19 protein-coding genes and 1 pseudogene are annotated in these 18807 nt (G+C 72.5%); 7 read left to right on the forward strand and 13 right to left on the reverse strand.

What is annotated here, in order from left to right:
* Nucleotides 1-4: 4 nt before the first annotated feature.
* The 6 genes from ACTWJ9_RS31825 to ACTWJ9_RS31850 form a co-directional block, all read right to left on the reverse strand.
* Nucleotides 5-583, reverse strand: a complete 579-nt coding sequence (locus ACTWJ9_RS31825) for a tellurite resistance TerB family protein (RefSeq protein ID WP_279337703.1) — start codon at nt 581-583, stop codon at nt 5-7.
* Nucleotides 584-734: 151 nt separating this feature from the next.
* Complete coding sequence (locus ACTWJ9_RS31830) at nt 735-1196, reverse strand: hypothetical protein (protein ID WP_388707672.1); 462 nt, start codon at nt 1194-1196, stop codon at nt 735-737.
* Nucleotides 1197-1261: 65 nt separating this feature from the next.
* A complete protein-coding gene (locus tag ACTWJ9_RS31835; protein WP_387035338.1) occupies nt 1262-2509 on the reverse strand; it encodes a lectin in 1248 nt (415 codons plus the stop codon).
* A 418-nt stretch (nt 2510-2927) separates the two neighbouring features.
* A complete protein-coding gene (locus tag ACTWJ9_RS31840; protein WP_387035336.1) occupies nt 2928-3485 on the reverse strand; it encodes a hypothetical protein in 558 nt (185 codons plus the stop codon).
* 98 nt (nt 3486-3583) lie between these two features.
* Nucleotides 3584-4000, reverse strand: coding sequence for a hypothetical protein (locus tag ACTWJ9_RS31845; RefSeq protein ID WP_279337699.1), 417 nt, complete (start codon nt 3998-4000; stop codon nt 3584-3586).
* Nucleotides 4001-4217: 217 nt separating this feature from the next.
* On the reverse strand, nt 4218-5627 hold the full coding sequence (locus tag ACTWJ9_RS31850) for a cytochrome P450 (RefSeq protein ID WP_443296078.1): 1410 nt from the start codon (nt 5625-5627) through the stop codon (nt 4218-4220).
* 223 nt (nt 5628-5850) lie between these two features.
* Here ACTWJ9_RS31850 and ACTWJ9_RS31855 point away from each other — a divergent pair, with 223 nt between their 5' ends.
* Nucleotides 5851-6687, forward strand: coding sequence for an alpha/beta fold hydrolase (locus ACTWJ9_RS31855; protein ID WP_279337695.1), 837 nt, complete (start codon nt 5851-5853; stop codon nt 6685-6687).
* 12 nt (nt 6688-6699) lie between these two features.
* On the opposite strand, the gene ACTWJ9_RS31860 is transcribed toward ACTWJ9_RS31855, so the two are convergent.
* On the reverse strand, nt 6700-7398 hold the full coding sequence (locus ACTWJ9_RS31860; RefSeq protein WP_443296136.1) for a helix-turn-helix transcriptional regulator: 699 nt from the start codon (nt 7396-7398) through the stop codon (nt 6700-6702).
* A 101-nt stretch (nt 7399-7499) separates the two neighbouring features.
* Between ACTWJ9_RS31860 and ACTWJ9_RS31865 the strand changes: the two genes are divergently transcribed.
* Nucleotides 7500-7940 (forward strand): hypothetical protein, encoded by a 441-nt coding sequence (locus tag ACTWJ9_RS31865; RefSeq protein ID WP_279337693.1) that lies wholly within the window; start codon nt 7500-7502, stop codon nt 7938-7940.
* A 2-nt stretch (nt 7941-7942) separates the two neighbouring features.
* Here the strand turns inward: ACTWJ9_RS31865 and ACTWJ9_RS31870 are convergent, their stop codons facing one another.
* On the reverse strand, nt 7943-8824 hold the full coding sequence (locus ACTWJ9_RS31870; RefSeq protein ID WP_443296079.1) for a YegS/Rv2252/BmrU family lipid kinase: 882 nt from the start codon (nt 8822-8824) through the stop codon (nt 7943-7945).
* A gap of 68 nt (nt 8825-8892) precedes the next feature.
* On the reverse strand, nt 8893-10488 hold the full coding sequence (locus tag ACTWJ9_RS31875) for an FAD-binding oxidoreductase (protein ID WP_279337691.1): 1596 nt from the start codon (nt 10486-10488) through the stop codon (nt 8893-8895).
* An 84-nt stretch (nt 10489-10572) separates the two neighbouring features.
* Here ACTWJ9_RS31875 and ACTWJ9_RS31880 point away from each other — a divergent pair, with 84 nt between their 5' ends.
* Nucleotides 10573-11172, forward strand: a complete 600-nt coding sequence (locus tag ACTWJ9_RS31880; protein WP_388707658.1) for a TetR/AcrR family transcriptional regulator — start codon at nt 10573-10575, stop codon at nt 11170-11172.
* Nucleotides 11169-12749 (forward strand): glycerol-3-phosphate dehydrogenase/oxidase, encoded by a 1581-nt coding sequence (locus ACTWJ9_RS31885; protein WP_388707655.1) that lies wholly within the window; start codon nt 11169-11171, stop codon nt 12747-12749. Before ACTWJ9_RS31880 ends, ACTWJ9_RS31885 begins: the two co-directional genes overlap by 4 nt.
* A 34-nt stretch (nt 12750-12783) precedes the next feature.
* On the opposite strand, the gene ACTWJ9_RS31890 is transcribed toward ACTWJ9_RS31885, so the two are convergent.
* Nucleotides 12784-14772, reverse strand: a complete 1989-nt coding sequence (locus ACTWJ9_RS31890) for a discoidin domain-containing protein (protein ID WP_387035364.1) — start codon at nt 14770-14772, stop codon at nt 12784-12786.
* 326 nt (nt 14773-15098) lie between these two features.
* Complete coding sequence (locus tag ACTWJ9_RS31895; RefSeq protein ID WP_279337688.1) at nt 15099-15449, reverse strand: hypothetical protein; 351 nt, start codon at nt 15447-15449, stop codon at nt 15099-15101.
* Nucleotides 15450-15465: 16 nt separating this feature from the next.
* On the opposite strand from ACTWJ9_RS31895, the pseudogene ACTWJ9_RS31900 reads away from it, so the two are divergent.
* The 3 genes and pseudogenes from ACTWJ9_RS31900 (at nt 15466) to ACTWJ9_RS31910 (ending at nt 17439) form a co-directional block, all read left to right on the forward strand.
* A pseudogene (locus ACTWJ9_RS31900) lies at nt 15466-16258 on the forward strand (PP2C family protein-serine/threonine phosphatase).
* Between the two features lie 201 nt (nt 16259-16459).
* Entirely contained in the window at nt 16460-16822 is a 363-nt protein-coding gene (locus ACTWJ9_RS31905; RefSeq protein ID WP_341483707.1) for an MASE1 domain-containing protein, read from the forward strand.
* A complete protein-coding gene (locus ACTWJ9_RS31910; RefSeq protein ID WP_341483706.1) occupies nt 16819-17439 on the forward strand; it encodes an MASE1 domain-containing protein in 621 nt (206 codons plus the stop codon). Before ACTWJ9_RS31905 ends, ACTWJ9_RS31910 begins: the two co-directional genes overlap by 4 nt.
* Here the strand turns inward: ACTWJ9_RS31910 and ACTWJ9_RS31915 are convergent.
* Both ACTWJ9_RS31915 and ACTWJ9_RS31920 read right to left on the reverse strand, forming a co-directional pair.
* On the reverse strand, nt 17408-18250 hold the full coding sequence (locus ACTWJ9_RS31915) for a hypothetical protein (protein ID WP_279337687.1): 843 nt from the start codon (nt 18248-18250) through the stop codon (nt 17408-17410). The genes ACTWJ9_RS31910 and ACTWJ9_RS31915 overlap by 32 nt on opposite strands.
* A 208-nt stretch (nt 18251-18458) precedes the next feature.
* The gene (locus tag ACTWJ9_RS31920) at nt 18459-18800 is read right to left on the reverse strand and encodes a hypothetical protein (protein ID WP_279337686.1); all 342 of its coding nucleotides are present in this window, start codon (nt 18798-18800) and stop codon (nt 18459-18461) included.
* Between the last annotated feature and the right edge of the window lie 7 nt (nt 18801-18807).

Below are 18807 nucleotides of genomic sequence, written 5' to 3' on the forward strand. Positions count from 1 at the left end.
GCCCTCAGACCCCGAATTCCGTCGGTGAGATGTTCAGGGCCGCGCAGGCCTCACGGATGGCGTACTGCTCGGACGCCTCGAAGGTGCCGTCGGCGCCGGCGATGACCATGCCGGTCTGGACGACCGCGCGTGCCTCGACGGGCTTCTTCGCCGCCTTGGCGATGTCCTGCAAAGCCCGCCCCTTGCCCACCTCGAAGTTGGCCACGAGCTGGTCCACGTGCTCGTTGAACCGCTTGCGGAGCTGGTCCGGCGGGAAGTTCTGCAGGACGTCGTTGGAGACGATCAGCTCCTCCACACGCTGCCGCTCCGCCGGGTCCACCCGCCCGTCGGCGGCCGCGACCAGCGCGCACATCGCCATGCTGGCGTCCCGGTAGGCGCCGCTCTTGAGCTCCGCCTTCGCCGAGGCGAGCTGGGACTTCAGCAGGCCCATCAGCTGGGCCCTGGAGCCGCCGGAGGACGAACCGCGCGCGGGGCCGCCGGCCGGTGCCGGTCCGGGGTTCCCGTGCTGTCCGCCTCCCGCCCGCGCGCCCTGGGACTGTTGCAGCGCCCTGGCCTGGTCCTTGACTCGGTCCCACATCGCCACTGGTTCCACCTCGGCTTCTGTCGCTGTCTTTCCGGTACCGGTCGTCAGTCCCGGATCCCACGGTCCGACCGGTCAACGGACGTGGTGGTGGCCACGTTCCCCGACAACAAAAGAAAGGTAAAAACATTTATGGCGGCCCGATGCCTCGGGTTCAGGCTTCGGCACGGTCCGCGGGGCCGGGGGCCACCGCACTCCCGTCGGGGTCGCCCGCCGCGGCGGTGCGCCGTTCGTACCGCAGCGCCGCACCGGTCGCGACCGCGCCGAGGCCCTCCCACACGCCGACACCGACGAACGCCCCGGGTGCCCGTCCGGTGAGCACGGCCACCGTGAACACCGTGCACGTCAGCAGCCGGAACGGCACCGTCCACCGGAAGAAGGCCCGCCAGTCGGCGAGCGCCGCCAGTATGTAGTACGCGCCCATGTTGAGCGCCGCCATCGAGGACGCCGTCACGAAGGCCGGCGTGAGGCCGCCACTGCCCTGCCCGCCCGGGGCCGCGAGGCCCAGCAGCGACAGCTGCGCGGCCGGCGCGATCAGGCCCACCGCGCCCAGGGCGGCGGCGAGCGCCCCGAAGACGGCCATGGTCCAGCCCGAGGCTGAGCGGGGAGTACGCATCCGGCGAGCGTAGTGGCCGGCGGGACCGCCACCGGGGTCGCGGTCCCGCCGGAGCCGGTCGGGAATCAGCCCACCGTCCACTTCTGGTTCGCGGCACCCGTGCAGGTCCAGATCTGCAGCCGGGTGGCGTTGGCCGCGTTGTTGCCGGTCACGTCCAGGCACTTGTCGGCCTGGGGGTTGACGATGTCGCGGGCGCCGGTGACGACCCACCTCTGGGCCGCGGTGCCGTTGCAGTCCCACAACTGGACGGGGGTACCGTCCGCCGTGCCGCCCGAAGTGACGTCCAGGCACTTGCCGAGCGCCCGGATCGTGCCGTCCCCGCCCACCGACCACCGCTGGGCGGAGGTGCCGTTGCAGTCGTAGAGCTGCACCGGGGTGCCGTTGGCCGTGTCCGCCCCGGCGACGTCGACGCACTTGCCCGCCAGGCCGCGGATCGCGCCGCCGGCCGGCGCGTCACTCGTCGTCACCGACACGTGGTCGACCACGAGTTGCTGCGGGAAGACGGTCGAGCCGTCCGGGTCCCCGGGCCAGTAGCCGCCCACCGCCAGGTTGAGGATCAGGAAGTAGGGCTTGTTGAACACCCACTGCTTCCCGCCCAGGTCGGCGGGGGTCCGCCGCTGGTAGACGTTCCCGTCCACGGACCAGGTGATCGAGTCGGGCGCCCAGTCGACGGCGAAGGTGTGGAAGCCGTCCGCGAAGGCCTGGCCGCCGGGCAGTGTGTAACCGGCTCCGATGCCGCCCGCGCCGGAGTAACCGGGGCCGTGGAGGGTGCCGTGGACGGTGGAGGGCTCGAAGCCGACGTTCTCCATGATGTCGATCTCGCCCGAGTCCGGCCAGTTGACCGGCGTGCCCAGCATCCAGAAGGCGGGCCACATGCCCTGACCGCGCGGGACCTTCATCCGCGCCTCGACGTGCCCGTACTGCGCGGTGAACTTTCCGGAGGTGTTCAGTCGGGCCGAGGTGTACTGGCACGTGCCGTACCAGCACTGGTAGTTGGCCGGGTTCTCCTTGCGGGCGGTGATCACCAGGTGGCCCTGGCCGTCCAGGGCGGCGTTCTTGCTGCCGGACGTGTAGTACTGCCGCTCGTGGTTGTTGACGTTGTCGCCGGTCTCGATGTGCCACTTGGAGGAGTCGACGGCCGCCCCGGCGGGCCCGTCGAAGTGGTCCGAGAACGTCACGGCCGCGGGAGCCGCGGCAGCGGCGGTGGTGTCGTCCACCGGTTCCGCCCGGGCGGTCCCGACGGCGGCGGAGGCGACCAGGGCCGCGGACAGCGCGACCGTCAGCCATCTGCGAAGCGTGCGTGGAGAGGACATGGCTCTCCCTTCCGTGCGGCGGCCCGCGTCCACGGGCGCACCGACCGAGGGTGTGGGGGGGCAAGTGCTTCGCTCCTTGATTTAAGGCATGAACCAGAAGGCGTCAACACTCTGGTACGGACCAATGATGCACAGGCACCCGTCCGCCGCCCACAGACGCCTGCCGCCGCCCCCTTTGAGCACCAAGCAGAATGTTTCAGGCTTAGTTGTTACCCGTAGTGGTCCCCGAGCGCCTCACCGACGGACGAGGCGTACACCGTGGCGGAGGACCGGGCGCCGAGGACACGTGCCGCACGAGGGCGAACCGACGCGGTGGGCCGTGCTCGGCGAGGAACGGGGAAGCGGGCGGGAGACCTGACGGCGCCCTGCAGCCTCGCGGCGTCCGCCGTCGTTCCGGCCTCCATCACCTGACGGCCCGTCAGCCCGACACCACGTGGAGCAGGGCCGTCCCGTCCTCCCCCGTCGCCGCCCGGATGACGACGGCGCCGGGCCGGGCGGCGGGCGGCCGCCCGTCGCCCTTGCCGCCGCACGAGGTGCTGGAGCCGTGGGAACGCAGCACGGTGAGGCAGACCTGCCCCGGGCCTTCGACTCCGTTCCTGGACCGGCCGTTGCCGGACTTCAGTACGTACTCGATCCGGTCCGGGCCGACCTCGGTCACGGACAGGGTCGTGGTGCCGGCCGGCCCGTCGAAGCGGACGGTCACCGGCTCGGAGACCGCGATCTCGCAGTTCCCGTCCGAGCAGACGGCCGTGTCGTGCCCGTCCGCCGCCGGCACCGGCAGCTGCGTCGAGGCGGAACGGGGCTCCGGCGCCCGGTCGCCGTCCGGGGACGGTGCGCCCACTCCGCCCGAGCCGCCGCAGCCGGCCAGCGCGCCGACCGTCAGCACGGCGAGCGCCCGGAGCGCGACCGCCCCTCGCGTCCGCGTCGTTCCCGCCCGGTGTGCCGTCGCCTCCGTGCTCATGCTGTTCCCGCGCATCCCCGGGACTCTGCCCGGCTCCCGACGTCGCCGTTCGGCCTTCCCGTGCCGCGTCTCGCACACCTCGCGCGGCACGGGAGCGCACCCCGGCGGCCGGTTCAGGCCACGCGAGCGGCTCGCACCACGCGGGGGCGCTCCCGCGCCGAGCGTATCGGCGCGGGGGCCAGCCGGGGGGACGCGCTGACCCGGTATGTCGTCCGGTTCGGGTCCTCGACGGGGTCCCCGAGCTCGATCTTCCCGGCCGCGTGCAGCTCGTCGCAGTCCGGGGTGGGCAGGGCCGCGTAGCAGCCGCCCTGGCCGGTGGTGGAGTCGAGCGGACGCCAGTAGCTGTATCTGCGGCGGCCGTTCGCGTACACCGTGACGAAGGTGGGGGTACGCGGGTCGGCGATGATGCGCAGTACGTCGGCGTTGCCGGTACCGGCCGGGGTGAACGAACTCTCGGGGGCCGCCCGGAGCCCGGTGGTCACCCGTCCGGCGCGCGGACGGTCCTGCATCTGGTTGATGGTGATGAGCATCGCTGGGCCTTTCCGGAGCCGGAACTCGAGACCGTCTACCCAGCACGGCGCCGGTGTTGATCTCTTTCACTGATCATTCTGCTCCCTGACACCGACATTAACCCGTCACCGGCCACTGAAGGTGCTGATTTCTGACCGCACTTGGCTGTTCTTCGCCGTTCACGGCCGGATCGGCCGGGCCGGTGCGCCTGCCGCGACCGGCCCGGCCGGTCCGTCTTCAGCCGGAAGCCTCGGACGAGAAGGTCATCATCAGCTTGTCCGGCTTGACGGTGACCACCGCCTGGGCGCTCGGTGCGGCGGAGGTGACGCCGATCCGGGGCCAGGTCTGGAGGATGGTGGCCAGGATGATCTGGAGTTCCGTCCAGGCGAAGTTCTCGCCGATGCACTTGCGGCGGCCGTCGCCGAACGCCAGGAAGGAGCCGCGGGTGGCCTGCGAGCGGTCGGGGGCCCAGCGGTCCGGGTCGAAGACGTCCGGGGCGGGGAACACCTCCGGGTCGTGCTGGTGCAGGTAGGGGCTCCAGACGACGTCGGCGCCCTCGGGGATGCGGTGCCCTCCGAGTTCGATGTCGCGACTCGCGGTGCGCGTCACCATCCAGGCCGGTCCGTACTTCCGGATCGCCTCCTGGAGAACCCTCCGGGCGTGGACCAGCCGGTCCAGATCCTCGTGCCGCAGGGGACGGCCGGCGCACACGAGGGCGAGTTCGTCCCGGAGGAGCCGCTCGGTCCCGGGGTCCCGCGAGATCTCGTACAGGGCCCAGGCGAGGGTGGTCCCGGTGGTTTCGATCGCTCCGGTCAGCAGGGTGATGACCTCGTCCTGCAGCTGCCGGCGGCTGAGCGGGGTCTCGGCCGTGAGCAGGGCGGCGAACAGGCCCGCCTGCCGCGTCGGTGGTGCCGGCGCGTGCGGGCACTGCGCCGGTACCGCACCGGTCCCGTCCGTCCCCGGGTGCGCGGCCCGGTGGACGTGGTGGTCGATGGCCTGGTCGATCAGGGCCCGCAGGCGGGCGACGCGGGCGGCGTGGGCGCGGTTCGCGGGCAGCGGCAGTCCGGTGATCCAGGAGGGAAGGATCGTCTGCCGGATCGTTCCCTCCATGATCTCGGGCATCAGCGAGGTGAACTCGCTCTCCAGCCGGTCGGGCAGGTCCGTGCCGAAGAGGGCGACGAGGAACGCGGCGAGGGTGGTCGCGTTCATGTCGGCGTACACGTCCCGCGGCACGCCCTGTGGCCACGCCTCGACCATGGCGCGCACCTGACGGATCATGGCGTCGCCGCGGTCGGCGATGTGCGACTTGTTGAACATGGGTTGTATCAGCCGGCGATTGCGCAGGTGTGCCTCGCCGTCGGCGATGGTGGCGAGGCCGTCGCCGAAGAAGAGGCGGAGAGCGTCGATGATCCTGCCGCCCTTCGGGAAGTGGGCGGCCTCGGTCACCAGGACTCGGCGGGTCAGCGCGGGATCGGTGACGACGTAGGCGGGGCTCGGACCTATGCGTATCCGGACGACGCTGCCGTACCGGCGCAGTGAGGTGATGAACGGAAGGGGGTCCCGGGCGAGCCGGTGGGCGTGACCGATCAGCGGCAGGCCGCCGGGAGCGGTCGGAGTCGGGGCGGACGGTCTCGTCGTGGCGCTCATCGAGCGGATCACTCCTTGTGGGGGGGCCGTCGAACGCCCCATGCATGCCCAAGATCGCGGAGAGGATGCTGCGGCAGGCCCCCTTCGGCGATCCCGTACGCGCCGTCGACCGGATGCGGGGTCGCGCATGTCGCGGGAACCTGGAGACATCGCCCGGTTCCGCCCCGGCGCGGCCGTGCGCCCCGGATTGCCCGCCATCGAGCCGAGGAAAGACGGAACCGCAATGCCGTACATCACCGTGGGACGCGAGAACTCCACCGACATCGAGCTCTACTACGAGGATCACGGGGCCGGACAGGCCGTGGTCCTCATCCATGGGTACCCCCTCGACGGCCGCTCCTGGGAGAAACAGTCCGCCGCGCTGCTCGACGCGGGGTACCGCGTGATCACCTACGACCGGCGCGGGTTCGGACAGTCGGGTCAGCCCACGACGGGATACGACTACGACACCTTCGCCTCCGATCTGAACATGGTCCTGGAGACCCTCGACGTCTCGGACACCGTGCTCGTCGGTTTCTCCATGGGCACCGGTGAAGTGGCCCGCTGTGTCAGCAGGTTCGGGACGGAGCGCGTCGCGAAGGCGGCCTTCCTCGCCTCGCTGGAGCCCTGCCTGCTGAAGAGCGACGACAACCCGGACGGCGCGGCGCCCCGCGAGTTCTTCGAGGGCATCTCCGCGGCGGTGAAGGCCGACCGGTACGCGTACTACACGTCGTTCTTCAAGGACTTCTACAACCTCGACGAGAACCTCGGCAGCCGCATCAGCCCGGAATCCGTCCGCAACAGCTGGCACACGGCGGCGTCCGGCGGACCCTTCGCCGCGGCGGCCGCGCCGATGACGTGGTTCACCGACTTCCGGGGGGACATCCCCGCCGTCGACGTGCCCGCCCTGATCCTGCACGGAACGGCGGACAACATCCTGCCCATCGACTCGACCGGACGCCCGTTCCACCGGGCGCTGCCGCACGCGGAGTACGTGGAGGTCGAGGACGCTCCGCACGGCCTGCTGTGGACGCACGCCGAGGACGTCAACCGGGCGCTTCTGTCCTTCCTCGCCGAGTGAGGTGAGCGGCCTTCAGGCCGCCGGCTCCAGGCGGACGCAGCAGTGGCCGGGTTCCGGCGCCAGGCGTGCCTCGAAGCCGGTGTCGCCGAGGCCGTCGAGGACACCGCGCAGCAGGTGGAGGTTCATCCCGCAGACCGTTCGGGTGTGCGCGCGGGCCAGCGTGTGGAAGGGGCAGTTGCCCAGGACGACGGCGTCGCCCTGGTGCCGCGGCTCGAAGCCGTACCGCTCCAGCAGGGGGAAGACCTCTTCATGGCTGTCGGCGCCCGCCTGCACGCCGCATTCCCGTGCCGTGCGGTACAGGACGTCACGCACCGGCTCCCCGGTGGCGCCGGACTCCTCCACGGCGTGGGCGAGGAGCTGCCCGGCGAGTTCGTAGCGCCGGTCCGGGAGGCTGACGGCGATCTGCTGCGCCGAGCGGCGGTAGAGCTTGGCCGGTCTGCCCGCGCCCGGGCCGGTGCGTCCGCTGCGCCGCGCGTAGACCACGTCGAGCAGGGACTCGTCGGCCAGCCGGTCCAGGTGGAAGGCCGCGGTCTGCCGGGCCAGGCCCAGGGCCGCGGCGGCATCGTCCCGGCCCACCGGTTCCGGCTCGCGCACCACGTAGTCGTAGAGCCTGCGGCGGGTGGGTTCGTCGAGGGCGGCGATGGCCGAGACGTCCTGGTCACGCGCCTCGTCCGGCCGGCCCCGTACTTCGTCCGTGTCGTCCACGAACACCAGTGTAAAACCCACAGGCATTGACTGAAGAAGGAGACGGAGCTTCTATAGAAAGTGAAAGTTGTCGATAGAAGCTCGACGGGACGACAGAAGGAGGGGCCATGGCCGCCCCCAGTACCTCCAGCTCCAGCAGCACCTCGGCCGCACCTCGGCGGGCCGCCCTCGCCGACCCCGGCTACCAGGCCTTCGTGATCCTGCGCACCGGTTTCACCGTGGCCCCGATCCTGTTCGGCCTGGACAAGTTCGCCAACCTGCTCGTCGACTGGCCCGCCTACCTCGCGCCGTGGATCAACGACCTCGTCCCGGGCAGCGGTCAGTCGGCCATGTACGCCGTGGGGGTCGTCGAGATCGTGGCCGGCGTCGTGGTGGCGCTCGCGCCGCGCTTCGGAGGCTGGCTGGTCGCCGGCTGGCTGGCCGGGATCATCGTCAGCCTCCTCACCGTCCCCGGTTACTACGACATCGCCCTGCGCGACTTCGGCCTGCTCCTCGGCGCGGTCGCACTGGCCCGGCTCGCCCAGCGCTACCACGGCTCCCGGGTCTGAGGTCAGCACAGCACGCGCAGCGCTCCGGGCAGCACTCTGAGCGTCACGGGAAGAAGGGCGTCGACCTCGCCGTCCGCACCGTAGGGGACGTCGCGGTCGGCGGCGACACGGATCTCCCGGCCCCGCTCCATCCGCACCTGGGGCCGGTGGACGTGGGCGCCCGTCCTCAGGTCGTTCATCAGGGCGAAGAACAGGCGCCGGGGCGCGTCCTCGATCATCACGACGTCCAGCAGCCCGTCGTCCACCCGGGCGTCGGGCGCGATGACGCGGCCGGAGCCGTAGTAGCCGGAGTTGGCGACCACCACGGTGTAGCCGGTGTGTGCGTGCTCCTCGCCGTCGATCGTGACCCGGTAGCGGGCCGGCCGCCAGGTGGCGGCCGCCCGCAGTCCGCCGGCGTAGTAGGAGGCGGCGCCCCGCAGCAGCCTACTGCGGTTGGCGTGGCGGTTGGCGAGCGCGTCCACTCCGGCGTACACGCTGCCGAGGACCACGGTGCGGTCGTGGACGGCCGATTCGACCTCGATGGTGTCGACGTGCCGCGGTTCGCCCTCCAGCAGTATCCGGGCCAGGGCCGCCGGTTCGGTGGGCAGTTCCAGGGCCCGCGCGAAGTCGTTGCCCCGGCCGGCCGGTACGAGGCCGAGCGTGGCACCGGTCCCGCTGAGGGCGCCGCCGATGCCTCCGGCGATGCCGTCCCCGCCGACGGCCAGCACCACCCGCCCCCGCCGCCCGGCGTCCCGGGCCAGTTCCTGCGCGTGGGCCAGACTGCGGCTGTACTCCGTGTGCAGTTCGGCCCCGGCCTCCCGGAGCCGTCGTGCGAGGGCGAGCAGCGCGGCCGCTCCGGTGGATCCGCCCGCGGTGGGGTTGACGACGGCGGTGAACTGTCGCATCGGGTTGCCTCCGGGCGGACCGACGGGATGGAGCGGGATGCCCCTCTGACGGATGACGGCGCTTCGGTTCAGTCGGCGGGCAGGAGGACGCCGGGGTTGAGCACTCCGGCCGGGTCCAGGCGCCGCTTGACCGCGCGCAGGGCGTCGGCCCCCAGCGGGCCGGCCTCGCGGACGTACCAGTCCCGGTGGTCGGTGCCGACACCGTGGTGGTGACTGATCGTGCCGCCGGCGGCGAGGATCGCCTCGTTCGCGGCGTGCTTGGCGCGCGTCCAGTGCGCCACCGGGTCGCCGTCGCCCTGTGCCGAGACCACGGTGAAGTACAGGGAGGCGCCGTTCTCGTAGACGTGGGAGATGTGGCACATCACCAGGGGCGGGGTGCCGGCCTCGGTGAGCGTGGTGGTGAGCGCGTCGCGGACCGCGGTGTACAGCCCGGGGATCCTGGACCAGAACGTCGCGGTCTCCAGCGTCTCGGCCAGGGCCCCGGCGTCGAGCAGCGAGTCGCGCAGGTAAGGAGCCGAGTAGCGGCCGTGGGCCCAGCGGCGGCCGGGCTCCTCCCCCAGCGGCGTTCCACCGCACGCGCGCAGGACGGCCGCGGCCTTCTCCCTGCGGTACGCGGTGTCCTCCTCCGTGCCCTCGTATCCGGCGACGGCCGTACATCCGGCGGACTGCGGGGTGCCGGAGCCGATCGCGTCCGGCTGGGCGAGGCCGACCAGCGTCTCGGTCTCGTCGGACAGCCGCAGCACGGTGGGGCGCGGCCCGTCCTGGGCGAGGCGGCGCAGCGCGGCGGCGCCCTCCTCGAAGGAGTCGAACCGCCAGCCCTCGTAGAGGCGGGCCTGCGGGAGAGGCCGGATCCGGACGGTCACCGACGTGATGACGCCGAAGGCCCCCTCGGACCCCAGGACGAGCTGGCGCAGGTCGGGCCCGGCCGCCGAGCGCGGGGCCCGGCCGGTGTCGAGGGTGCCTTCGGGGGTGGCGAGAGTGAGGGAGAGCACCATCTCGTCGAAGCGGCCGTACCCGGCGGACGCCTGGCCGCTGGAGCGGGTCGCGGCGAAGCCACCGAGGGTGGCCCACTCGTAGGACTGGGGGAAGTGGCCGAGGGTGAAGCCGTGTCCGGCGAGCAGCGCCTCGGCCTGCGGGGCGCGCAGGCCGGGTTGCAGGGTGGCGGTGCGGGAGACCGGGTCGAGGGCGAGCAGCGCGTCCATACGCCGCAGGTCCAGGGCGACGAAGGTGCCCTGCCGGCCGGGGGCGAGACCGCCGACCACGGAGGTGCCGCCGCCGAACGGCACCACGGGCAGGCGCTGTTCGGCACAGACGCGCAGGACGGCGAGCACCTCGTCGTGGCCGGCGGGGAACAGGACGGCCGCCGGGATGTCGGTGACGTCACCGTGCCGGATCCGCAGCAGGTCGGGGGTGGACTTGCCGCGCGTGTGCCGGATCCGTGTCTCGGGGTCGGTGCGCACCTGGTCCTCACCGCCCAGCGCCTCGACCAGCGCGCGGTGCGCGGCGGACGCCAACCGGGGCTCGGGCACGGCCACTTCCCCGAGGGCCACCGGCTCGGCCGCGCACGGCTCGACGCCGAGCAGATCGCGCAACAGCCCGATCACCGTGTCGGGCAGCGGCGTCGCCCGGGCCGGGTCGCCCCAGCCGCTCCACAGCATGTCCATGACTGTCGTCCTCACCGGTCGGTTCGAGCGTCGATAGGAGCGATGCCGTCGCCGACGGCCCCACTTGCCGTTACACTGTTACACATGACGCCTACTCGTCACAATCATTCGGACAACGACGCCGTGCTCGACGCGGTGCGCGACTGCGTTCTGGCCGTCGGGGTCCGCCGCACCACACTGACCGACGTGGCCCGCCGCGCCGGGGTCTCCCGGATGACGCTGTACCGGCGATGGCCCGATGTGCGCTCGCTGGTCGGGGACCTCATGACCCGGGAATGGATCGCCGTGGCCGCCGGCGCGATCCCCGAGCGCTCTTCGGACGTCACCGGCCGGGAGCGCGTGGTCGGCGGACTGGTGGCGGGGGTGCGCGCCTTCGGCGGGCACCCGCTCTTCCGGAAGATCGTCGACGTGGATCCCGAACTGCTCCTGCCCTATGTGCTGGACCGTCGCGGAGCGAGCCAGGTGGCTCTGCTGGACATGCTGGCCGGCACCGTGCGCGAGGGACACGCCGACGGGTCGGTGCGCACCGGTCATCCCGAACGGCAGGCGCGGTCGGTGCTCCTGATCGTCCAGTCCTTCACCCTGTCCCTGCGCACCATGACCGACGAGGACGACCCCGACCTCACCTCCGAGGCGTTCCTCGCAGAACTGCGCGACATCCTGGAGAGGACCCTCACCCCATGAACGCCCTCACCGGACCGTCCTCCGTCTCGTCCCTGTCCGCCGGGCGCCGCATCCGCGAGCTGACCGAGACCGTGGGCGGCCCGGCCGTCGACGTGCTGGTCGTCGGTCTCGGTGCCACCGGCGCCGGGACCGCCCTGGACGCCGCGGCCCGCGGTCTGAGCGTGGTGGCCGTCGACGCCCGCGACCTGGCCTTCGGCACCTCCCGCTTCAGCAGCAAACTCATCCACGGCGGGCTGCGCTACCTCGCCTCCGCCCAGCTGGACGTCGCCCACGAGAGCGCGGTCGAACGCGGGGTGCTGATGCAGCGCACCGCCCCCCATCTGGTGCACGCCCAGCCCTTCGTCCTGCCCCTCACCCCCCTGGTCTCCCGCGGTCAGGCCGCCCTGGCCCGCGCCGGTTTCCGGACCGGGGACGCCCTGCGGCTGGCCGCCCGCACCGCGCGGGCGACCCTGCCCGCACCGCGCCGGGTCTCGGTGACCGAGACCCGGCACCTGGCCCCCGCCGTACGGGGCGACGGACTGCGGGGCGGCCTGCTGTCGTGGGACGGCCGGCTCACCGACGACGCCCGTCTGGTGACCGCCCTCGCCCGCACCGCCGCCGCGCACGGGGCGCGCGTCCTCACCCGGCTCCGGGCCCTGGAGCTGACCGCCTCCGGCGCCCGGGTCCGCGACGAACTCACCGGCGAGGAGGGCGAGATCCGCGCCCGCGCGGTGATCAACGCGTCCGGCGTCTGGGCCGGCGGTCTCGTCGACGGCATCCGGATCCGCCCCTCACGCGGAACCCACCTCGTGCTGCGCCCGGACAGCCTCGGTCCGCTCCCGGCCGGCCTGCACATCCCGGTCCCCGGGGAGAGCAACCGCTTCGTCCTCGTGCTGCCCCAGGACGACGGCCGGGTCTACGTCGGGCTCACCGACGAACCCGTGGACGGCGGTGTCCCCGAGGTTCCCGAGGCACCCGAGACGGACATCGGCTTCCTCCTCGACGTCCTGTGCTCCGTCCTGGAGGTCCCGCTGCACCGGGACGACGTCGTCGGGGCCTTCGCCGGACTGCGCCCCCTGCTGGACACCGCGGCGGCCGGCGCCGGTACGGCGACGAGGACCGCCGACGTCTCACGACGGCACGCGGTCCTGACCTCGTCCGAGGGGGTCGTCACCGTCGTCGGCGGCAAGCTCACCACGTACCGGCGCATGGCCGAGGACGCGGTCGACACCGCCGTCCGCGTCCGCCGGCTGCCGGCCGGCCCGTCCCGCACCGCGTCCCTCCCGCTCGTGGGCGCCGCACCGCCGCACGTCCTCACCGCCCTGGCCGCACCCCGCCGCCTGGTGCGGCGCTACGGAACGGAGGCGCCGGCCGTCCACGCGCTCGGCGCGCGGGACGCCCGGCTGGGCGAGCCCGTGCTGTCCGGGCACCCGGTCACCGGGGCCGAACTGCTGTGGGCCCTGCGCCACGAGGGGGCGCTCGACGAGAGCGACCTGCTCGACCGCCGCACCCGCATCGGTCTCGTCCCCGCCGACCGTACGGCGGCGCTCCCCGCCGTACGCGAACTCCTGGACGGCGCCCTGCCGCAACGGAGTTGAGAAGTGCCCCGTCCCGGGCGGGCGGGGACCGCCGTCAATTCCGGTGGACGCCGACCTCGTGCAGGGAGTAACCCCAGCCGGTCCCCCGGTCCAGGAACCGGAGGCGGATGTGGCGGGCCGGCTCCGGGGGGAAGCGGGCTGTGTCGAGGCCGCCGTCCCCCGAGGCCGTGGACCAGACGGTCCGCCAGTCCGAGCCGTCGGCGGAGAGCTCGATGCGGTACGAAGTCCCGTACGCGCGCTCCCAGTCGAGCGTGACGCGTCCGACCTCCCGGGTGGCGCCGAGGTCGATCCGGAGCCACTGGTCGTCACTCCAGTCGCTGGCCCAGCGGGTGCCCCGGTCGCCGTCCACCGCCCGGCCGGGGGCGTAGCTGGTGAACGGGTTCCACTCGGCCGAACTGGCGGTCGCCGGGGCGCCCTCGGCGAGGTTGGCGTCCGCCCGGTGCCGCTCGGAGGCGCCCCAGGTGCCGAGGTAGGTCTCGGCGCCCCGGAAGAGGTCGTCCACCACGTCCTGGCCGCCGACACGCCGGATGTCCTCGATCCAGTCGGGGACGAGTCCGTGGTGCGCGGCTCCGTCGGTGTTCAGGTCCCAGGTGCGTTCGCCGGTTCTCTGCCGGTCGATGACGGACCCGCCGTCCACACTGCGGAAGGGATAGGTGACGGGGTGGGGCGCGTCGGCGCCGCGCGGCGGCGGCCAGCCTCCGACGCCGTTCATGTCGGTGCCGTAGCCGTAGCCCGCTCCGTACTCGTCGCGCACCGCCTCCGTGCGCCGCGCCTCCTCGACGAAGTCCTCGGAGCCGTGCATGTACTGGGCGACGAAGCCGCCGAGGCCGTAGACGCGCTCGGTCCAGTTCAGGTCCATCCAGCTGTGCGAGGAGAGCACGCCGGGGTACGACTCGGCCTCGAAGAGGTCGAGCACCCTGCCGGTGGCCTTGACGCTCATGTGGTCGATCTCGAGCATCATGTTGCGTTTCATCATGCCGCGCACCGCGTACTCGCCGAGGTCCGTGAGACCCCGTACATTGCACCGGGCGTCCTCGGCGTAGGCGGGGACCTCGACGCCCGCCGGCAGTTCCTTCTCGGCTCCGGGCGCGGCGGCCAGGCCGATGGGGTTGTCGCGCTGGGGGCCCGCGCACTGCTCGGTCCGCCAGAAGGTGCCGGTCGACAGGAACTGTCCGACGTTGATCGCGGTGCCGAGCGCGCCTTCGTCGAAGCGCACCCCGCACAGCGCGTTGTCGAACTTGTGGCACAGGAACATGCTGCGCACGCCGAGGTCGTACAACTCGTCCAGCCCGGCGTCGATGTCGGTCTTGTCGCACTGGGCGATGTCCAGGACCTGCTTGCAGCCGAACGGCTCGGAGGTCTCCACACCCAGGACGACCGCGAGCTTGCCCTGCTCGACGACCTGACGGGCCTGGGTGCTGTCGGTGACGATCCGGAACCAGCCCTTGCCCGTGCCGCCGTACATCCTGTCGATGTAGGCCTGCATGTCGTAGGTCAGCTTCGCCTGCAGCCGGATCGAGGTCATCTCGTCGCAGCCGCGGTCCTTGAAGAAGTACACGGAGCAGATCACGCCGTTGGTGACGAGGTCGTTCACCAGGACCCGCTGCCCGCCGCGCCAGGCCCGCTCGATCCAGGCGTAGTAGTTCTGCTGGTGGGTCAGCGAGTCGTGGGCCGGCCAGTCCTCGAAGGTGGGCCAGCCGACGGGGTCGTGCCTGCCGTCACCGCCGTTGGTGATGAAGTCGAAGATCGCGAGCGAGCCGTCGGGGTAGTGCTCGGGGCAGTCCCTGAGCGCGTCGGCGATCCCCTTCTCGGAGAAGGGCCGGCCGCAGATGAGCCGGCCGCCGAAGGCCTCGTTGGACATGATGTGGTTGTGCGCGTCGACGAACCCGCGGACCTCTCCGCGCGCGTCGGTACCGGTGAACGGCTCGCCGGTGACGCCGATCCCGGAGTCCGGCGCCGGCCGCGCGGTCGGCTCCCACCAGTCGCCGTCGGCCGCGGAACTGGGCGTGGGACCGAGGGACATCACGGTGAGCACGAGCAGAAGCACTGTCACGAGGGCGACTTGGCGGCGTCCACCGCCGTACCGGCGTCGAGCGGTGATCACGGCCCACGTCCCTCCGTCAGCGGCACGGCCGGCCCACCGGGCGGCCCGGACCGATGACCCGGGCCCATCCGATTGTCATGACCGGTACAAGCTATGCGCCGAGCATGGCTACCGGCACGTAGGGAGTCAAGAGTCCGGGACGAACGGCGGTGCGGCGGACCCGGGATCCCGTCCCCCCGGGCGCCGTCGCGCCACAGCCGACCGTCGCCCGCACCCGCACCCGGTACGGCGAACGCCCCCGCCGGTTACCGCTCGTTCCCGGATTCGTAGCGCAGCGAGATGGAGCGCAGGACGTCCGCGGAGGACACGTCCGTGCGGCCCGCGTCGTGCACTTCGGCGAGCTGCACGAAGGCGAAGGCCAGCGCGGAGGTGATGTGCACGATGGCGGGCCCCAGCTTCTCGGTGACGATCTCCGCCACCTCGCGGGCGTTCGCGTCGGCCGGCAACTGGATGTGCGGCAGCATCTCTTCGAGAAGCTTGGAGACGGCTCCGCTCCTCATCACCTCGGCGTCCGGGTTCTCTCGGAGTTGCCGCCGCATCTCGAGGGCCTCGGTGAGGATGCCGACACCCCGCTGCATGATCTCGCGCTGCTCCATGGGCACAGCCTAGGGGCTGGCCGGGCTCGGGGCGCTGACGGCTCAGACGCGTGCGCAGGCCGAGGTGCAGCGCTCCCGGGTCGAACTGGCCGTCGCGCCGCAGCGCGGCATGCTCCCCCGGAGTCTGCCCGTCGCCCCCGGCGTGCGCCTGGCCGTGCGCTACTCGCCCGCCTATCAGGGGCTCGATGTGGGCGGCGACTGGTACGACGCCTTCACGGTGCCCGACGGCCGCATCGGAGTGTCCATCGGAAACGTCCGGGGGCACAACGTCGAGGCGGCCGCCTTCATGGGCCAGGTCCGGGTCGGGCTGCGGGCGCTGGCCTCCGTCACCGGTGAACCGGGCGAGCTGCTCGCCCGGACCAACGGTGTGCTGATGTCGCTGGGCTCTGGTCTCTTCGCCACCTGTACCTTCATGCGGCTCGCCCCGTCCAGCGGCGTGCTGGAGAGCGCTCGGGCCGGACATCTGCCGTGCGTGTGGGCCACGGCCGACGGCCGGTCGGGCGTGACGCAGGGACGGGGGCGGACCTCCCCTGGGCGTCCAGCCGGGGGCGGCCCATCCGGTCACCCGGTACCGGCTCGACGCGGGCGGTGTGTTCGTCATGGTCACGGGCGGGGTCGTGGAAGGCCCCTCGATGGGGCTCGACGAAGGACTGGACCACGTGGTCCGGCTCGCGGGGACCGCGGCCGTCGTGCAGAGGGACGCGGACGCGCTCGCCGCCGCCGTGATCAAGGGGGCGGCGCAGGTCGGCCACGAGGACGACGCCGCCGTCCTGGTGATCGGGCACGACGGCTTGGACCGGCGGCCCTGAAGCCCCTCACCTCGCAGACGGTGCGCGTCCGGCGTCCGATGGCTTCTGTGGTGGCCAGCCAGGATCTGCGCAAGCCGGTCGTCTGCACACTGGAGACACTGGCGGTCGCCGCCTGCTGTGACGCGGCGGGAGAACTGGGACCGACCCGGGAGCTGCGCATCCAGGGCACCGTGGTCTCACCCGTCCGGCCCGCCCACGGGGGTGGCCGTCGCCGCTCTGCTCGTCCTCGGACTGCGTTGCTGGCCGGGGATCGCCCTCGGTACCCTGGCCGTCATCCTGTCGCTCACCTCCCCGACCCTCCACTCGCTCGTCCTCCTCGCGGGCAACACGGCCGCGCCTGTGTGCGGGTACCTGCTGCTGCGCGGGGTGGGTTTCCGTAGCGACCTCGCACGTCTGCGGGACGGTGTGGCACTGGTGCTCCTCGGTGCCTTCGCCTCGATGCTGATCAGCTCGTCCACCGCCGCCGTCCTGTTCGTCGCCACCGGCGAGCTGCCGGTGTCCGGTTTCTGGGGGGGGTATGGCCGGCCTGGTGGGTGGGCGACGCCACGGGGGTGCCGATCATGACCCCGGTCCTGCTCGCGATCCACCACTTCCGCGGTCCGTTGCGCTGGTCGCGCTGGAAGGAGGCCGCGGGTCTGCTGGTCGTGACGGTCTGCCTGGTGCCCCTGGTCACCCGTATCGGCACCAGCATGCTGTTCCTCATCCATCCGCTGCTGATCTGGGCGGCGCTGCGGTTCCAGCTGATCGGCAGCTCGCTGTGCGCGCTGTTCGCCTCCGTCATGGCCACCGTCGCGGCCACCGATCGTGCCGGGCCCTTCCAGGGCCTGGCACGCGAGGAGGTGCTGATCGGTCTCCAGGCCTTCAACGGCACGGTGGCCCTGCCCTCCCTCCTCCTGTCCGCGGTGATCACCGAGCAGCTCGACACCAGACGTTCCGTGGAACGCGCGTGCCAGAAGCTGGTCGAGGTGCTGGAGCACCTCACCGCCGGCGAGAGCGCCCCCGGCCGGTCCCTCCTGGACAGGGGCGGAACGCAGCGGGCCGAGGTCGACCCGGACTGGGACGAACGCGGTACGGGCAAGTGGACCACGCGACGCGGCACGGGAGCGCGGAGCACGGGAAAGCGTGGCACCGGCTCCCCGGGGGCCGCGTTCACCTGCGCAGTGACCCGGCGTCCCCCATGACGATCACCGGGTGCTGCGCGGGGTCGAGCGCCTGCAGAAGCTGCCTCATGTGCGGTTCCTCCAGGCTCACACAGCCCTGGGTGGGCCCTTGGTGGTCCACGTGCAGCCAGATGCCGCCGCCCCGGTCGGCGCCGAGCGGCCGGGTCCGGTCGAGCGGTGAGGTGCCCGGGACGCGGTTGTAGTCGATCGCGATGACGTAGTCGAAGGAGCCGGCGAGCGGCTCCCCCATGAAGCCCGTGCCGCTGATGGCGAACCCCGGTGACGCGTCGTACGGCAGCAGGGTGCCCGGGTCCGGCAGCAGGCCTCCCGCGTCGCTGAGGGTGAACACGCCGATCGGCGAACGGAGGTCGCCCACCCGGTGGTCGTCGGTCCAGCCGTTGAGGGCGTTGCGGGCGGGCCACGGAGTACCCGCCTTCCACCCCGAGGGGGTACGCCGGTACAGCACGGCCTCGGAGCGGTTCGCGTCCCTGCCCGCGCCGGTGACGACGACGGCCTGGCGGGTTTTCCCGGGGATCAGCGCCAGCGTCCGTGGGCCGAGAGCGCCGAGCGGGGCGGGTGACCCCGTCTCCGCGCCGGCATCGGACCTGCCCTGTGTGGTGCTCCCGGCGCCGGGGGCACCGTGCTCCGGCGATCCGGTCTTCGGCGGTCCGGCCGCGTGCGGCGCGGCCACCGACGGCGTGGCTTCGGGCGTGGCGGCCGGGGAGGCGGCGGCCGTGGGTGCGGCGGCCGCCGGGGCCTCCCGCGCCGTGCTGCCGCTGATCGCTCCGCAACCGGTGAGGACCGCCGTCACCAGGAGCGCGACGGCCGACATCGGCAGCCGTCCACGCACCCGGACGAGGCCGGCGGACCGTCGGCCGCCCCGGGCCGGAACCCGGCAACATCCGTGGTGCGGACCTTCGATCGGTGAAGCCATGGGGATCGATGAAGCCATGGGGGTCAGCCTGACTTCGACTTCGTCAAAACGCCTCGCACCCCGCGCGAGTCCGGGCAACGTCCCCCGTCTGCACCGCTGCGGTCGGTCATGACCCGGTGAGGATCGCGACGATCGCCGCGCCCACGCCACTGGCCACGCCCACCACCGCCGCGGCCACGCAGCGCACCCGCAGCTGTCGGTAGCGGTCTTCGTACTCGCCCCGGAGCTCGGCCGCACGGTCGCAGATCCGGGTGAGTGAGGCGCGGGAGGCCGCGATCCGCTCGGCGGTGTAGAGGTGCTCCACGTCCTCGCGCTGTGCGGATGTCAGCCACGGCAGTTGCTCGGTGAATCGGCCGGCCTGCCGCCGGGCGTCCTCGACCTCGGCCGCCCACAGCAGGTACCCCTCGAGTTGGTTGAGGCCTCGAGCACTGTCCTGGATGGGGTTCACATGCTCC

Origin of the sequence: Streptomyces sp. GDS52 (assembly GCF_052246875.1) — a bacterium.
GTDB classification, from domain to species: Bacteria; Actinomycetota; Actinomycetes; order Streptomycetales; family Streptomycetaceae; genus Streptomyces; species Streptomyces cathayae.

Excerpts from the sequence above, each read along its gene's own strand:
- ACTWJ9_RS31840 (WP_387035336.1), bottom strand. The coding sequence starts at position 3,485 with ATGCGCGGGAACAGCATGAGCACGGAGGCGACGGCACACCGGGCGGGA.
- ACTWJ9_RS31880 (WP_388707658.1), top strand. The coding sequence starts at position 10,573 with ATGACGCCTACTCGTCACAATCATTCGGACAACGACGCCGTGCTCGAC.
- ACTWJ9_RS31890 (WP_387035364.1), bottom strand. The coding sequence starts at position 14,772 with ATGTCCCTCGGTCCCACGCCCAGTTCCGCGGCCGACGGCGACTGGTGG.
- ACTWJ9_RS31835 (WP_387035338.1), bottom strand. The coding sequence starts at position 2,509 with ATGTCCTCTCCACGCACGCTTCGCAGATGGCTGACGGTCGCGCTGTCC.
- ACTWJ9_RS31870 (WP_443296079.1), bottom strand. The coding sequence starts at position 8,824 with ATGCGACAGTTCACCGCCGTCGTCAACCCCACCGCGGGCGGATCCACC.
- ACTWJ9_RS31910 (WP_341483706.1), top strand. The coding sequence starts at position 16,819 with ATGACCCCGGTCCTGCTCGCGATCCACCACTTCCGCGGTCCGTTGCGC.
- ACTWJ9_RS31885 (WP_388707655.1), top strand. The coding sequence starts at position 11,169 with ATGAACGCCCTCACCGGACCGTCCTCCGTCTCGTCCCTGTCCGCCGGG.
- ACTWJ9_RS31850 (WP_443296078.1), bottom strand. The coding sequence starts at position 5,627 with ATGAGCGCCACGACGAGACCGTCCGCCCCGACTCCGACCGCTCCCGGC.
- ACTWJ9_RS31915 (WP_279337687.1), bottom strand. The coding sequence starts at position 18,250 with ATGTCGGCCGTCGCGCTCCTGGTGACGGCGGTCCTCACCGGTTGCGGA.
- ACTWJ9_RS31845 (WP_279337699.1), bottom strand. The coding sequence starts at position 4,000 with ATGCTCATCACCATCAACCAGATGCAGGACCGTCCGCGCGCCGGACGG.
- ACTWJ9_RS31875 (WP_279337691.1), bottom strand. The coding sequence starts at position 10,488 with ATGGACATGCTGTGGAGCGGCTGGGGCGACCCGGCCCGGGCGACGCCG.
- ACTWJ9_RS31855 (WP_279337695.1), top strand. The coding sequence starts at position 5,851 with ATGCCGTACATCACCGTGGGACGCGAGAACTCCACCGACATCGAGCTC.
- ACTWJ9_RS31865 (WP_279337693.1), top strand. The coding sequence starts at position 7,500 with ATGGCCGCCCCCAGTACCTCCAGCTCCAGCAGCACCTCGGCCGCACCT.
- ACTWJ9_RS31895 (WP_279337688.1), bottom strand. The coding sequence starts at position 15,449 with ATGGAGCAGCGCGAGATCATGCAGCGGGGTGTCGGCATCCTCACCGAG.
- ACTWJ9_RS31830 (WP_388707672.1), bottom strand. The coding sequence starts at position 1,196 with ATGCGTACTCCCCGCTCAGCCTCGGGCTGGACCATGGCCGTCTTCGGG.